Source organism: Glycomyces sp. NRRL B-16210, assembly GCF_000719515.1.
Taxonomy (GTDB): Bacteria; Actinomycetota; Actinomycetes; order Mycobacteriales; family Micromonosporaceae; genus Glycomyces.
In genome coordinates this window covers 217,807-231,568 of the sequence record NZ_JOGR01000011.1, presented here as the reverse complement: position 1 = coordinate 231,568, position 13,762 = coordinate 217,807, and the positions used below count along the sequence as shown (strand labels likewise).

Genomic DNA, 13,762 nt, shown 5'->3' with positions numbered 1-13,762 from the left:
GGGAACGCGACTCAGGGAACGCGACTCAGGGAACGCGACTCAGGGAACGCGACTCAGGGAACGCGACTCAGGGAACGCGACTCAGGGAACGCGATCGAGGCCGCCTGGCGGCGGCCTCGATCAACGATGTTGCGGCTGCGGTCGTCGGGCTTGCCCGCCGCTCCCCGAATCGGGGACGCTGCGCTGCCGCGCTGGTCTAGACGATGTTGTACTGGTTGTCGAGCAGGCTGGTCTGGAGGAATGTGGCCGCCGCGAGCAGCGCCAGGAACACGGCGAAACCCGCCCAGTGCAGTCGCCGCCGCTCTCGCGGCGTGAAGGTCACGATGACGCCGCAGATCAGGCCGCCGATCAAGCCGCCGACGTGGCCCCAGAAGCTGAACCCGATGAAGAGCGTCAGCGCCAGGTTCAGGCCGATCAGGATGTAGATGGACCTGTTGTCGCGCTTGAGTTTGCGGTTCACCATGACCAGCAGGCCGAAAAGGCCGTAGACGGCGCCGGAGGCGCCGGCCGTGGCCGTGTCGGCGGCGAAGAAGTACACCGCGACCGATCCGGCCAGGCCCGAGAGCATGTACACCGAGAGGAACCGGGCCGGGCCGAGGTCCTGTTCCAGCGCCCGGCCGAACAGCCAGAGCACCAGCATGTTGAAGCCCAGGTGGATGAACCCGTAGTGCAGGAACATGGCCGTGACCATGCGGTAGTACCCGCCCGCGGCCACCGTCGGCGCGATGACCTGGGTGCCGAACAGTTCGACCCGGATCGCGTCGTAACCGGGGAGGAACCCGATCTCGGCGCCGATGAGGTGCAGGGGCGTGCTCCCCGTCGTCATCAGCTCGGCGAGGTTCCCGGTGGAGAGCCCGGCCAGGATGAACACCGCGAGGTTCAGGCCGATGAGCACCTTGGTGACCGTGCCGGCCGCTCCCGCGCCCGCGACGCCGCCGAACGACGTGCGCGCTTGGCGCGTCGTCCGGCGGCCCTCGGCCACGCAGTCGGGGCATTGGAACCCGACGGGGGCGTCGATCCGGCAGTCTGCGCAGATCGGCTTCCCGCAGCGGGAGCAGCTCAGGTAGGTCTCGCGGTTCCGGTGGCGATAGCAGACCGGGGCAGACTGCTCGTCGCTCATCGAGAGGTCGTTACTTCTCGATGACGACGGACTCGATGACGATGTCGTTGACCGGGCGGTCCATCGGGCCGGTGGGGGTCTTGCCGATCCGGTCGACCACGGCCTTGGAGTCCTCGTCGGCGACCTTGCCGAAGATGGTGTGCTTGAAGTTCAGGTGCGGGGTCGGGCCCAGCGTGATGAAGAACTGGGAGCCGTTGGTGCCGGGCCCGGCGTTGGCCATGGCGAGCAGGTAGGGCTCGCCGAAGTGCAGGTCCGGGTGGAACTCGTCGGCGAACTTGTAGCCGGGGCCGCCGCGGCCGGTGCCGGTCGGGTCGCCGCCCTGGGCCATGAACCCGTCGATGACCCGGTGGAAGATGACACCGTCGTAGTACGGGCCCGAGCCGGCCGCGCCGGTGTTCGGGTCGGTGTATTCCCTCGTGCCCTCGGCCAGGCCCACGAAGTTCGCCACGGTCTTGGGCGCGTGGTTGTCGAGCAGTTCGATCGTGATGTCGCCTGCATTGGTCTTCAGCGTCGCCTTCGTCATGGCGTCAATGGTGCCAGACCGCCGAGGTTCGTCCAACTTTCTCCCCCGTTTCCCTCGACCGGTGTCACAGCGCGGTGCACGATGTGACTGACAAGCACCTAGAGGAGGCATTCACTATGGGCTTCAGCCGACATTCCACGACTCCCACGCGGGAAGCCGTGGACCATTTCCAGCAGGGAGTGAACTCGCTCAAGAGCGCGGGCTTCGCTGCGGCGCGAGGGACGCGGGACGCCGCGGCGCCGAAGGTCAACGTCGTCCTGACCAAGGTCGGGCTCAAGAAGCCGCCGGCGCCCAAGTGGCCGTGGGTGGCGGGCGCGATCGGCACGGGACTCGCGCTCGGCGGCGCGGCCTTCTACCTGTGGTACCGCCAGCGCACCGAGTCGATCGGCGAGGCGCTCCTTGCGGAGGAGCTGCTCGACGACGCGAATCTCGATGACCGGGCGCTCACCGAGGAACTGGTCGACAGCGTCACCCGTTAGGGGGCCGCTGCGGCGAAGCGAACTGGAAGGAAACGGTCGGCGTTCGCGCCGGTCCGGGGGCGCGGTGCGGTCTCGGGGCGGCGGGCCGGCGAAAGGCGAATCGGGGATCCGCGGTGACGCGGGTCCCCGAAGTCGTGGAAAGGACAACGCCGGACCGGTGTCCCGCCTCGGGGGGAGTGGGCGGGTCCACCGATCCGGCGCCAATGGGAGCGGGTCTGGGTGCTGCCGCGGCTCGGCCGCGGTCACGCAACGATTCTCGCGCTCCCATCGCGCTGTGGGAAGGGCGGTGCGGTGGCGGTTATACGCCATGTCGCATAACCGCCATCCATTGTCGACGTTCGGTTCCGTGTTCGTCACGGAACGTGCGGCCTTCAGGCGCGGGTGGCCTCGACGGCCTTCGCGAGGCGGCGCACGCCTTCGTCGATCCGGTCGGCCTTCACGGCCGAGTAGGCCAGTCGCAGGCAGGTTTCGCCGCCGTCGATGACGAAGTCGGTGCCCTTGACGACCTGGACGCCCTCCTTCGCCGCGGCCGGGGCGACCTTGGCGCAGTCGACGCCTTCGCCGAGGTCGACCCACAGGAAGTAGCCGCCGTCGGGGACGACGAACTCGGCGTTCGGCAGGTGCGCGCGCAGTGACGCCGAGAGCTGGTCGACGCGTTCTTCGAGCGCGGCCTTGACGGTCGCGATCGAGCGGTCGAGCGCCCCGGAGGCGGCGAACTGGTGGATCGTGGCCTGCGCGAACATGTTCGGCGCGATGTAGGTGTTGGTGGCCGCCGCGGCGATGGTCTTGATGAGGTCGGCGGGGCCGACCAGGTAGCCGGTGCGCAGGCCGGGGCACACGGTCTTGGAGAACGAGGAGGCGTAGACGACGCGGCCCGCACCGTCCTGGTCGAGCATGGTCGGGTGCTGCTCGCCGCGGAAGCGGATGTCGTAGTACGGGTCGTCCTCGAAGATCGTGAAGTCGTATTCGGCGGCGAGCTGGAGCAGCCGGGTGCGCTTCTCGCCGGAGAGCGACACGCCCGCCGGGTTCTGGAAGTTCGGGATGATGTGCGCGAGGGTCGGCCGCACGCCGCCTTTGAGGAGGGCTTCGAGTTCGTCGACGTCGAGGCCGTCGGCCTGGACGCGCACCGGGTGGAGTTCGCCGCGGCGGTTGCGCAGGCCCAGGAGGGTCCGGTCGTAGGTGGGGCGTTCGACGATCACCGGCGAGTCGGGCTTCACCAGTTCGTCGAACAGGAACGCGTCGGCCTGCATGGAGCCGTTGGTGATGAGCACGTTCTCGGGTTGGACGCCGTGCTTGGCGGCGATCCACTCGCGCAGCGGGACGTAGCCCACCGAGGTGCCGTAGCCGGTGACTCCGGCCGGATCGGCCTCGAGTGCGGCGACGGCGGCGGCCTTGAGGCCCTCGGTGTCGACGATGTCGAGCGACGGGGCGCCCCGGGAGAAAGAGATGACGTCGGTGTTCGGCATGACACCAGCGTAAGGGGCCCATAGAGCGGACGTCGAGCGGTGGGGTCGGGGCCGCCGGGGCCTCACCGCGCGGCATCGTGGGTCAGTGCCGGGCACGGGGCGGCACTGCTCGGTTCGCGGCGGCGGGGCCTTCGGCGCGGGGCGGTTCGGCGGTCGGGCGGTCGGGGCGGGGTGCTTTCGCGATACGGTGCAAGTGCGGGGCCGCGGTCCCGCAGGTTGCTTTCAGGTTCTGTCGAACATGAGGCCCCGCAAGCGAACACGTCGTCTCCCCGGTGGGGGGCGCCGAGGCGTCCGGGCCGGCGGGCGCGGCTCCCGAGATGGGCGGGAACCGCGTCGGGCGGGCGGCGGTGTCGCGGGCGGGTCCAGAAGGAGGAGGACGATGACGTCGCTCGACCGCACCCGGGCCCCCTGGCCCTACGATTTCCTTCCCCCGCTGCCGTCGTTCACGTTGACGTCGGACGACGTCGCCGACGGCGAGACGCTCCCGGCCGCGCAGGTCGCCGGGCAGGACGTGTCCCCGCACCTCGCCTGGTCGGGTTTTCCGGCCGAGACGGCCGCGTTCGCCGTGACCTGCTTCGATCCGGACGCGCCCACCGGTTCGGGCTGGTGGCACTGGATGCTGCTGGGCCTCGACGCTTCGGTGACCGAACTGGCGACCGGCGCCGCCGCCTCCCCGCCCGCCGGTGCGGTGCAGTTGCGCACCGATTCGGGTTCGGTCGGCTACGCGGGGGCCGCGCCGCCTCCGGGCGACCCGGAGCACCGCTACCTGTTCGCGGTGCACGCGCTCAAGGCCCCGATCGAGGTCGACCCGGGCGCGGCGATGGCCGTGGGCGGTTTCCACTTGACGTTCAACACGATCGCGCGGGCCGTCATCGCCCCGGTGTACCGCAATGACTGAGGCCGTGGTCCTCGCCGCCGCCCGCACGCCGCTGGGTCGGCGCGGCGGCGCGCTGTCGGGCGTCCACGCCGTGGACCTGGCCGCGCACGCGATGAACGCGGCGCTCGAGCGATCGGGGATCGGGCCGGACGCGGTGGACGACGTCGTGTTCGGCTGCGTCTCGCAGGTCGGCGAGCAGTCCTGGAACGTCGCGCGCAACGCCGTTCTGGCGGCGGGCTGGCCCGAGACGATTCCCGGGACGACCGTGGACCGCCAGTGCGGCTCCAGCCAGCAGGCGGTCGCGTTCGCGGCGGCCGCGGTCCTGGCCGGGCACGCGGACGTGATCGTCGCCGGCGGCGTGGAGTCGATGAGCCGCGTCCCGATGGGCTCGAGCGTCGGTTCGGGCGCGGGCGAGCCGTACGGGCCGGCGGTCCGCGAGCGGTATGCGGGGAGCGTGGACGCCGAGGCGGCGCTGCCGTTCAACCAGGGCATGGCGGCCGAGCTGGTCGCCGGGCGCTACGGGATCGGCCGCGAGGCGATGGACGCGTTCGCGCTGGCCAGTCACGAGAAGGCCGCGGCGGCCGGTGACGGCGGTGGTTTCGCGGCCGAGATCGCGCCGATCGCCGGGGTCGGGTCGGACGAGGGCATCCGGCGGGAGACGAGCATGGAGAAGCTCGCCGGTCTCAAGCCGGCGTTCACGGCGGACGGTTCGGTGACGGCCGGTTCGTCCTCGCAGATCTCGGACGGGTCGGCGGCACTGGTGATCACCACCGACGCGCACGCGCGGCGTCTGGGCGTGCAGCCGCTGGCGCGGATCGCGGCGGCGTGCACGGTCGGCTCCGACCCGGTGGTCATGCTCGACGGGCCGATTCCGGCGACCGCGAAGATCCTGCGGCGCACCGGGCTCGACTTGGACGAGATCGACGTGTTCGAGGTGAACGAGGCTTTCGCGGCGGTGCCGCTCGCGTGGCTGGCCGAGACCGGCGCCGACGAGGAGCGGCTCAATCCCCGCGGCGGGGCGATCGCGCTCGGGCACCCGCTGGGGGCGTCCGGGGCGCGCCTGGCCGCGACGATGCTGCACTACATGCGCGACACCGGTTCGCGGCGCGGGCTCCAGGTCATGTGCGAGGGCGGCGGCATGGCGAACGCGACGGTCTTCGAGCTGCTCTGAGCACCCGCTCTGCGACTTCGAAAAATGCATGCATCAGGAAATATCCTGATATATCGCCCTTAGGGGACCCCCGGTCTCGGCGAAGCTCGCGAGCCGTGAACGTGCAGCGTTCAAAGATGCACTGGGGGTCCTACGAGGGCACGTCGCCGGAATTCGCGGGCAGGGCTCACCTGCCGTGCGGTCGGGTCAGCGCCACTTCGACAGGACGAGCAGGGCCGCGACCATGCAGGAGAAGCCGACGGCCAGGTTCCAGTAGCCCCAGGCGGCGACCGGGTAGGCCATGCCGGAGAGGTAGAAGAGCGTCAGCCAGCCGATGCCGATCACGATGAGGGCGACGGCGGTGATCGGCACCCATGTCGGGCTCGGCTCGTAGCTGTCGGCCGAGGAGGAGCTCGTACCCGTGGGGCTCGAGTAGACCTTCTTCTTGCGCACGCGTGACTTCGGCATCGATGATTCTCCAACTGAGGGACATGTCCGACGTCCAGGGTACCGTCCGCCGGTGACGCGCCGTCCGCGCGGCATAGCGTAGCTCACACCCCGCCGGTGAGCTGCGGAAGCGCTCCCGCTTCGCACCCGTCCGGTCACCGGAGTCCCACCGGCGGTTCGGGATCGGGGCCGGGCGGGCCGAGCGCCGCCGCGCGGCGGCCCGAGCGGGGGCGCCGCGCCCGCCCGTTCGGGCGATACTCGCGTTCGTGGGACAACCCTAGGATTGCCTCGCGCGTTATGGTTACGACATCATTCAGGCGTTGAGAACACCGGCACGACGGAGGCGAAGTTCCAGGTGAGCGATCAGGACTGGTCACCCTTCGCGAACGAGCCCTGGCCGCGCCCGGCCCAGGGCTCCTCGCCCAGTCCCGGCCGCGCCAGCGTCCCGCCGCCCGCCGGATCGCCCCCGAGCGGCAAGGCGACGATCCCGCCGCCCGCGCCGGGCCCCGCGAGCCCCACCGGACGCGCCGCCCCCTCGCCCCCGCAGTCGTTGCCGCCCAGGCCGACCGGCGCCCGGCCCTCTCCAGGACCGCGCCCCGAACAGGCCTACGCCCCGCCCGGGCCCACCCCGCCCGCTCAGGACGCGGAACCGGACTTCGACACCACCACCGCGCTGCGCCCGCCCGGGCTCGCCCGCGCCTCCCACGCCTCGCTCGTGCCCGAACCCGACGGGACCGCGATCCTCCCGGTCATCCCCGCCGACGACGCCGTCCCCGCACCCCCCGGCGCCGACAGCGAGACCCGCAAGAAGCGCTCGGTCAAACGCCACCGCGGCGAGGGCATGCGCGGCACCGTCCGCGGCCTCGGCGAGGCCCTCATCACCCTCGGCGTGGTCGTCCTGCTGTACGCCGCCTACGAGATCTTCGGCGTCACCGCCGAGATCAACAACGAGCAGTCCGTCCTCTCCAGCGACCTCGACTCGATCTGGCAGGGCGGCATCGAGGGCGAGGGCGTCGACGGCGCGCCGATCCCCGAGCTCGGTGACGCGTTCGCGCGCATGTGGGCGCCCGACATCCGCGCCGAGTCCTGGACCCTCGTCGAGGGCACCGAGCCCTCCGACATCGAGTACGCCCCCGGCCGCTACCTCGAGGGCGCCTATCCCGGCGAGCAGGGGAACTTCACCCTCGCCGGACACAACGTGCCCGCGATCTTCCAGAAGATCCGCGACCTCGACCCCGGCGACAAGGTCGTGATCGAGACGAAGGAGTACTTCTACGTCTACGAGGTCCGCGAGCACGAGGTCGTCGACGAGACCCAAGTGGACATCACCGCGCCCGTGCCCGGCGAGCCCGGCGCCGAACCGGGCGACGAGGACTACTGGCTGACCCTGTTCACCTGCCACCCGCTGTGGGACAACTACGAGCGGTACGTCGTCTACGGCCAGTTGGTGGAGACCATCGAACGCGACCCTGAGAACGACCTGCCCGACGCGGCCGTCGACGCGGAGGCCTGACATGTACTCGTGGATCTGGAGCAAGCTCCCCGGCGGACTGCCGGGCAAGATCACCGGCTCCCTCGCGCTGAGCGCGGGCGCCCTGGCCCTGCTGTGGTTCGTGCTCTTCCCGGCCGTGCGACCGCACATGCCCTGGAGCAACGTCGACCCCGCCGGCGGCGTCAATGTCGAGCAGACCGAGACCGACGGCGAAGAGGTCCAGACGTGCACGCCCGGCGTGGACTGCCAGGGCACCGGCTTCAACCCCGAGGACTGGGAGACCGCGCAGTCCCCCACGGAGTCCGAGGATTGAGCGACCGTGGGACGCAGTGATGGACGGCGCTGATGGGTAGCGTGCTGGTCGTCGACTTCCGCGACTCGTTCGTCCACACCATCGTCTCCTACCTGCGGGCCCTCGGCGCGGGAGTCGAGGTCCGCGGCTCGGACCGGATCGACGCCGACGAGGCCGCGCGGCTGCGCCCGGCCGGGGTGCTGCTCTCCCCCGGGCCCGGCCGGCCCGACGAGGCCCGGCTCGGCCACGAGCTGCTCGACCGCTTCGCCGGGGCGGTCCCCGTCCTCGGCGTCTGCCTGGGCCACCAGGTGATCGCCGAGCACTGGGGCGCGGTCGTCTCGCGCGCCGCCGAGCTGCGGCACGGCGAGACCTCCCCGATCCGCCACGACGGCGCGGGCGTGTTCGCCGGGCTGGAGAACCCGTTCACGGCCACCCGGTACCACTCCCTCGCCGTCGAGCCCGCGACCGTGCGAGACCCGCTCGAGGTGAGCGCCACGAGCGAGGACGGCACGGTCATGGGACTGCGCCACCGCGAGATCGACGTCGAAGGGGTGCAGTTCCATCCCGAGTCGATCCTCACCGAGGACGGCAGCGCCCTCCTCGGGAACTGGTTGCGGCGCGTCAAGGCCCACGAGGACCGGTGAGGGCCCGGACCCCATTTGCGGTGCGTACACGGGCGGTGTCCGTCCGCAGGGCTCCCGGCGGCGGGTGTGGAAAGCGCGTGCGCTGTGCGTCGTCGCCTAAGCTGTGTGCGCAAGCGCCGTCGGCGCCGCCGAGCACCCCGAGGGACCGCGCATGACTCGAGAGGACTGGGATCCTCCACGCAAGCCCGGCGGCTCCGTGTACACCGGCGTGCTGCTCCTGCTGGTCGGTGCCGCGCAGGTGTTCATCGGCAACGCCGTCACCAGCGGCGCGGTCTTCGTCTTCGCGGGCGGCGGCTACTGGTACCGCGCGGACAACGCCGGCTGGGGCTGGGTGAACCTCGCGGTCGGCTTGGCGGCCATCGTGATCGGCCTCGGCAGGTTCGGCCGCGGACGGCGGCTCGCGAAGCTGCGGCGGCACCCGACCCCCGCACTGGTGGTCGCGGCGGTCTCGGCGATGAGCCAGGTCTTCCTCGCCCCGCAGTACCCGATCTTCGCGACCCTGGTGATCGTGCTGGACGTGCTCCTCGTCTGGGCCCTCGCCACCCGGCCCCGCCCCGGCGCCTGCGAAGGCCACGACCGCATCGACAGGTGACACCCGCCCCTGCCGCCACATCGGACGATCGGTCCGCGTGACAGGTTCCCCCGAACGGCCCCACCCGCCCGCACCGCCTGGCACGGTTGGATGATGGGCACACGATCACTGGTCAGAGCCGGCAAGCGGTACGGCGCCGAGAACCGTGCCGACAACGCGGCCGCGCTCACCTACTACTCGGTGCTGTCGCTGTTCCCCGCACTCCTGGTGGGCACCTCCCTCATCGGCCTGCTCGACCCCGACGCGACCGAGGCGCTGCTCAAGGGGATCGCCTCCCTCGCGCCCGCCGACAGCATGACGATCATCGAGGACGCCGTGGCCCGGCTCCAGGTGAACCCGCGCGCGGCGGGATTCCTGGCGCTGGCGGGCCTGGCCGCGGCCCTGTGGGCGGCCTCGAACTACATCGCGGCGTTCTCGCGGGCGCTCAACGCGGTCAACGGGACCGGCGAGACTCGCAAGTGGTGGAAGGTCCTGGTGGTGCGGGTCGTGCTCACCGTCGTGGTGGGCGCGCTGACGGCCGCCTGCGCGGTGGTCGCCGCCTCCGGCGGCGCGGTGGTGCGGGCGGTCGGCCAGGCCGTGGGAGCCGGCGACGCGGCGGCGGCGGTGTGGGACTGGATCCGCTGGCCAGTGATCGTGGTGCTGGTCATCGTGATCGTGGCGCTGCTGTACTGGCTCGCGCCGGCGAAGCACTCGAGTTTCCGCGAGCGGGCGCCGGGCGCGGTGCTGGCCGTGCTGCTGTGGCTGGTGGCCTCGGCCGGGTTCGGGCTGTACGCGGCGACGTTCGGGAATTACGACAAGACGTACGGGGCCCTCGGCGGTGTGATCGTGTTCCTGGTCTGGCTGTGGATCACCAACATGGCCTTGCTGTTCGGCTCGGAGTACAACGCCAGCGCCGACCCGGGGGCGCAATCCGCGAACGCGGACAGGGAAGCTTCGGGCGAGGTCGGGCCGAGGGACGACGCGACCGACGCGACCGACGCGACCGACGCTCGACGATGATCGGCCGCCGCGGCGCGGCAGGGTGAGCCCCGGTTCGAGGGCAGCCGCCAGCGCCGTTTGCGGCCGTGTTTCGGGCTCCCTGATACGAGGGTGCCTGGCGGGTGTGACATTTCGTTGGGCGCGCTTCGGGGTGGCCCGTTACGGGTCGGGTCTCGGTGCGGTGCCCGCGTCGCGGACACCGTTCCCGGTGTCCTGCTCTGCTCAGGCGGATCCCTTGGGCTGCACGAGGCCTGATTCGTAGGCGAAGACGACGAGGCCGGCGCGGTCGCGGACGGCGAGTTTCATCATGGCGCGGTGCACGTGGGTCTTGGCCGTCGCCGGGCTGATGAAGAGCCGGTCGGCGATCTCGCCGTTGGTGAGGCCGCGGGCCACGAGGGCGACGATCTCGGTCTCGCGCGAGGTCAGGCCCTCCACTTGGCCGGCGAGTCGCGCGGGCGGGTGGGCGACGTATTCGGCGACGAGCTTCGCGGCGATCTGCGGTGACAGGAGGGTCTCTCCGGCCGCGGCGGCCCGCACGCATCGCAGGAGTTCCTCCGGTTCGGTGTCCTTGACGAGGTAGCCGGCGGCGCCGGCGCGGAGGGCGTCGAAGACGTAGGCGTCGAAGGAGTAGTTGGTGAGCATGACGACGCGCAGGTCGGCGAGGCGGTCGTCGGCGGCGATGGCGCGGACGGCGCTGATGCCGTCGCCGCCTGGCATCTCGACGTCGAGGAGGGCCACGTCGGGGCGGACGTCGGCGGCGAGGCGGACCGCGGTGGGGCCGTCGGCGGCTTCGGCGACGACGGTCATGTCGTCTTCGGCGTCGATGAGGGCGCGGAAGCCGCCGCGCATGAGCGGCTGGTCGTCGGCGAGCAGGACGCGGATCACTGGGTCCTCCCCGGTTCGGCGGCGGCCGGCTGCGGACGCACTTCGCGGTCGGCGGCGGTGTCGGCTGTCGTGTCGGCGGCGGGGAGTTCGGCGCGGACGGTGAAGCCGTATTCGCCGGGTCCGACGTGGAGGGTGCCGCCGAGGGCGTCGACGCGTTCTCTCATGCCGGTGATGCCGCGGCCGGGCACGGCGCGGACGGCGGCGCCGTTGTCGGCGACCTCGACGACGATCGCGTCCTCGCGTCGGCGGACCCGGACGCGGATCCGGTCGCCTTCGGAGTGACGCACGGCGTTCGTCAGGGCCTCCTGGACGATCCGGTAGGCGGCGTGGTCGACCTCTTCGTCGAGGTCGGCGGTGTCGTCGAGGGGGAGGGCGCATTCGAGTTCGATGGCGAAGCCGAGGTCGCGGTAGCGGTCGGCGAGGGACTTGACGCGGGAGAGGCGGTGGCCGTCGTCGTCGCGGAGCATCGTGAGGGTCTCGCGCAGTTCGCGGGTCGCGTCCTTGGCGGCCTCTTCGACGGCGACGAGCGCGGGCGGCGGGGCCTCGCCTCGTTTGCGCGCGAGGTGGAGCGCGACGCCGGCCTGGACGCGGATGACGGAGATCGAGTGGGTCAGGGAGTCGTGCAGTTCGCGGGCGATCCGCACCCGTTCGTCGGCGGCCTTGCGTTTGACGGCCTCTTCGCGGGTGTGCTCGGCCTCGGCCATGTAGGCGTCCCGCTGGCGGCGCGATTCGCCGGTGATGAGGGCGACGTGGAGCCAGCCGATGACGAGCAGGGACCGCTGGAGCATCTCGCCGGTGATCTGGAATTCGGCGTGCTGCCAGTTGCCCCAGGCGACGAAGGAGGACAGGACGATGACGGTGGCGATGGTGGTGCGCCGGTGCCCGGAGTACATCGTGACGGCGATGGCGACGAACGCGGGGAGCCAGGTGAGCGGGCCGAGGGCGAGGTGGCCGGTGGCGCCGACCGCGGCGACGCTGACGAACATGACGGTGCGGGGGTGGCGGCGCCAGAACGGGAAGGCCGCCGGGCCGATGGCGAGCAGGACCCACCCGTACCAGGGGAAGTCGCCGCCCGCGAGCCTCACGAACCCGGGTATGAGGCAGTCGACCAGCAGGAGGGCGGCGACGACCAGGTCGAGCCGCCGTCCCGAGAGGCGGGTTTCGGAGGGCATGGCCCAATCCTAGGGCGGGTCGGCGGCCGCGGCGTCGGCCCGCGGTGCAGGGGAGGCGTACGGCGCAGGGTGTACGCGCCCGGGTGCGGTGCTGCGCTCGGCGCCGCCGCGAATGCCCGCGCCGGGACGACGACATCGGGGCCGCGGGCCGGGAGTCTGGAGGCGTGCGGCGGCCTCGGCCGCCGGTCGGCGGAATCGAATCGAGGAGAGGCCGCATGTCGTTGAGAAGCACGGGTCCTGAGGTGAGGCATGTCGTCCCCGTCGATCCGAGGCGGGCCGAGGGCCTGGTGGCGGAGGTGTACCGGCAGGTGAGGGCGGAGCTGGGCGTGGTCGGGCCGGCGATCACGATGCTGTCGCCGGCGCCGGAGCTGCTGGCGCCGGTGTGGGCGCTGCTGCGCGAGTCGCTGCTGGTGGGCGGGCCTGAGGAGCGCAAGGCGAAGGAAGTGGTCGCGACGGTGATCGCGGTGCGCAACGAGTGCCGGTTCTGCACCGACGCGCACACGATGATGCTGCACGCGGCGGGCGAGTCGGAGCTGGCGGAGGCCGTCCGGGCCGGTCGGCCGCCGCGGGAGTGGGCGGCGCTGGCCGACTGGGCGTTGGAGCCGGGCCCGGAGGGGCCGTTCCCGGCGGAGGCGGCGCCGCGGTTCATCGGCACGGTGCTGGTCTTCGAGCTGATCACGCGGTTGGTGAGGGCGCTGGCGTCGAACGAGTCCCCGAGCCCGGTGACGACGACGAAGCTGGGCCGGTCGGTGGCGTCGCGGCTGGTGCGGGAGGCGGTGGCCGCGGACCTGGAGCCGGGGCTGAGCCTGCCGCTGCTGGAGCGGTGGCCGGACTGGGCGCGGGAGGTCGAGATCCGCGAGCCGCTCTGGGCGGCGGGTTCGCCGGTGGGCCGGGCGTACGGGGCGGTGCGGGCGATGGCCGCGTACGGGTCGATGCTGCTGAGCGACCAGGCGGCGGACGCGGTGGCGCGGACGGTCGGCGCGGCCGGGACCGAGGTGGGGGCGTGGACGCCGGCGTTGGCGGGCGGGAAGGAGCTGCCCTCGCAGGCGGCGCTGGGGGCGTGGCTGGCGGTGTCGGCGGCGCTGGCGCCGGGCGCGGTGTCCGGGGCGGACGTGGAGGAGTGGCGGGGGGACGTGTTCACCGACCACTGCGTGGTGCACCTGCTGGCGTACGGGGCGATGACCGCGGTCGACGCCGTTCAAGACGAGATCGAGACGAGGAATGTCGATGCTTAGGTTCTATCGGGTCTGGACGATCCTGCTGCAACTGCTGATCGGGGTCCAGTTCTTCCTGGCCGGGTACGGGGCCATCGCGGCCGGAGCGCCCGACGAGGCGTTCTCGCTGCACATCATGAACGGCCGCGCGATCGCGGTGGTGGCGCTGCTGGGAATCCTGTTCGCGGCGCTGGCGCGGTCGGGCGGGAAGCTCGTCGGCCTCATGGCGGGCGCGTTCGGCCTGGTGGTGCTCCAGTCGCTGATCGCTCTGGTGAGCGTGGCGGGGACGGTGCCGGGGCAGATCATCTTCGGCTTCCACGCGATCAACGCGCTGATGATCATGGGCGTGGTCGAGGCCTCGGGTCGGCTCGCCAGGCGGCTCATCGCCGAGCGCGCGACGCCGGAGCCGGTGGCCCAGCCCGCTTGATGCG

At 71.9% G+C, this 13,762-nt stretch carries 16 protein-coding genes; 10 read left to right on the top strand and 6 right to left on the bottom strand.

The features are described 5' to 3' along the window. Window positions 1-196: 196 nt before the first annotated feature. On the bottom strand, window positions 197-1,120 hold the full coding sequence (locus tag IF12_RS0117615; RefSeq protein ID WP_030160698.1) for a rhomboid family intramembrane serine protease: 924 nt from the start codon (window positions 1,118-1,120) through the stop codon (window positions 197-199). A gap of 10 nt (window positions 1,121-1,130) precedes the next feature. Then, window positions 1,131-1,643 carry a peptidylprolyl isomerase gene (locus tag IF12_RS0117610; RefSeq protein ID WP_030160696.1) on the bottom strand — a complete coding sequence of 171 codons (513 nt, stop codon included), beginning with the start codon at window positions 1,641-1,643 and terminating at the stop codon, window positions 1,131-1,133. Between the two features lie 158 nt (window positions 1,644-1,801). On the opposite strand from IF12_RS0117610, the gene IF12_RS0117605 reads away from it, so the two are divergent. Continuing rightward, the gene (locus IF12_RS0117605) at window positions 1,802-2,122 is read left to right on the top strand and encodes a hypothetical protein (protein WP_156036849.1); all 321 of its coding nucleotides are present in this window, start codon (window positions 1,802-1,804) and stop codon (window positions 2,120-2,122) included. 371 nt (window positions 2,123-2,493) lie between these two features. Here the strand turns inward: IF12_RS0117605 and IF12_RS0117600 are convergent, their stop codons facing one another. Next, on the bottom strand, window positions 2,494-3,588 hold the full coding sequence (locus tag IF12_RS0117600; RefSeq protein WP_030160692.1) for a PLP-dependent aminotransferase family protein: 1,095 nt from the start codon (window positions 3,586-3,588) through the stop codon (window positions 2,494-2,496). 379 nt (window positions 3,589-3,967) lie between these two features. Between IF12_RS0117600 and IF12_RS0117595 the strand changes: the two genes are divergently transcribed. Together IF12_RS0117595 and IF12_RS0117590 are read left to right on the top strand one after the other, a co-directional pair. After that, complete coding sequence (locus tag IF12_RS0117595; RefSeq protein ID WP_030160690.1) at window positions 3,968-4,486, top strand: YbhB/YbcL family Raf kinase inhibitor-like protein; 519 nt, start codon at window positions 3,968-3,970, stop codon at window positions 4,484-4,486. Continuing rightward, window positions 4,479-5,636, top strand: coding sequence for a thiolase family protein (locus tag IF12_RS0117590; RefSeq protein ID WP_030160688.1), 1,158 nt, complete (start codon window positions 4,479-4,481; stop codon window positions 5,634-5,636). The genes IF12_RS0117595 and IF12_RS0117590 overlap by 8 nt, the downstream gene beginning before the upstream one ends. Before the next feature lie 186 nt (window positions 5,637-5,822). On the opposite strand, the gene IF12_RS0117585 is transcribed toward IF12_RS0117590, so the two are convergent. Then, window positions 5,823-6,083 carry a cell division protein CrgA gene (locus tag IF12_RS0117585; RefSeq protein ID WP_030160686.1) on the bottom strand — a complete coding sequence of 87 codons (261 nt, stop codon included), beginning with the start codon at window positions 6,081-6,083 and terminating at the stop codon, window positions 5,823-5,825. A gap of 334 nt (window positions 6,084-6,417) precedes the next feature. Here IF12_RS0117585 and IF12_RS0117575 point away from each other — a divergent pair, with 334 nt between their 5' ends. The 5 genes from IF12_RS0117575 to IF12_RS0117555 all read left to right on the top strand — a co-directional run bounded on the left by IF12_RS0117575 (window position 6,418) and on the right by IF12_RS0117555 (window position 10,081). Continuing rightward, window positions 6,418-7,575 (top strand): class E sortase, encoded by a 1,158-nt coding sequence (locus tag IF12_RS0117575; protein ID WP_133884073.1) that lies wholly within the window; start codon window positions 6,418-6,420, stop codon window positions 7,573-7,575. A 1-nt stretch (window position 7,576) separates the two neighbouring features. Continuing rightward, window positions 7,577-7,867: a hypothetical protein gene (locus IF12_RS23250; RefSeq protein ID WP_035749428.1), complete on the top strand. Its 291-nt coding sequence runs from the start codon at window positions 7,577-7,579 to the stop codon at window positions 7,865-7,867. Window positions 7,868-7,899: 32 nt separating this feature from the next. After that, the gene (locus IF12_RS0117565; RefSeq protein WP_030160681.1) at window positions 7,900-8,490 is read left to right on the top strand and encodes an aminodeoxychorismate/anthranilate synthase component II; all 591 of its coding nucleotides are present in this window, start codon (window positions 7,900-7,902) and stop codon (window positions 8,488-8,490) included. 151 nt (window positions 8,491-8,641) lie between these two features. Next, a complete protein-coding gene (locus IF12_RS0117560) occupies window positions 8,642-9,082 on the top strand; it encodes a hypothetical protein (RefSeq protein ID WP_133884074.1) in 441 nt (146 codons plus the stop codon). A gap of 93 nt (window positions 9,083-9,175) precedes the next feature. Continuing rightward, window positions 9,176-10,081 (top strand): YihY/virulence factor BrkB family protein, encoded by a 906-nt coding sequence (locus IF12_RS0117555; RefSeq protein WP_051704538.1) that lies wholly within the window; start codon window positions 9,176-9,178, stop codon window positions 10,079-10,081. A gap of 201 nt (window positions 10,082-10,282) precedes the next feature. Here the strand turns inward: IF12_RS0117555 and IF12_RS0117550 are convergent, their stop codons facing one another. Next, window positions 10,283-10,945, bottom strand: a complete 663-nt coding sequence (locus IF12_RS0117550; RefSeq protein ID WP_030160676.1) for a response regulator transcription factor — start codon at window positions 10,943-10,945, stop codon at window positions 10,283-10,285. Continuing rightward, complete coding sequence (locus IF12_RS0117545) at window positions 10,942-12,117, bottom strand: sensor histidine kinase (RefSeq protein ID WP_051704537.1); 1,176 nt, start codon at window positions 12,115-12,117, stop codon at window positions 10,942-10,944. The genes IF12_RS0117550 and IF12_RS0117545 overlap by 4 nt, the downstream gene beginning before the upstream one ends. 215 nt (window positions 12,118-12,332) lie before the next feature. Between IF12_RS0117545 and IF12_RS0117540 the strand changes: the two genes are divergently transcribed. Both IF12_RS0117540 and IF12_RS0117535 read left to right on the top strand, forming a co-directional pair. After that, on the top strand, window positions 12,333-13,352 hold the full coding sequence (locus IF12_RS0117540; protein ID WP_030160672.1) for a carboxymuconolactone decarboxylase family protein: 1,020 nt from the start codon (window positions 12,333-12,335) through the stop codon (window positions 13,350-13,352). Continuing rightward, on the top strand, window positions 13,345-13,758 hold the full coding sequence (locus tag IF12_RS0117535) for a DUF6220 domain-containing protein (RefSeq protein WP_133884075.1): 414 nt from the start codon (window positions 13,345-13,347) through the stop codon (window positions 13,756-13,758). The genes IF12_RS0117540 and IF12_RS0117535 overlap by 8 nt, the downstream gene beginning before the upstream one ends. Window positions 13,759-13,762 lie beyond the last annotated feature (4 nt).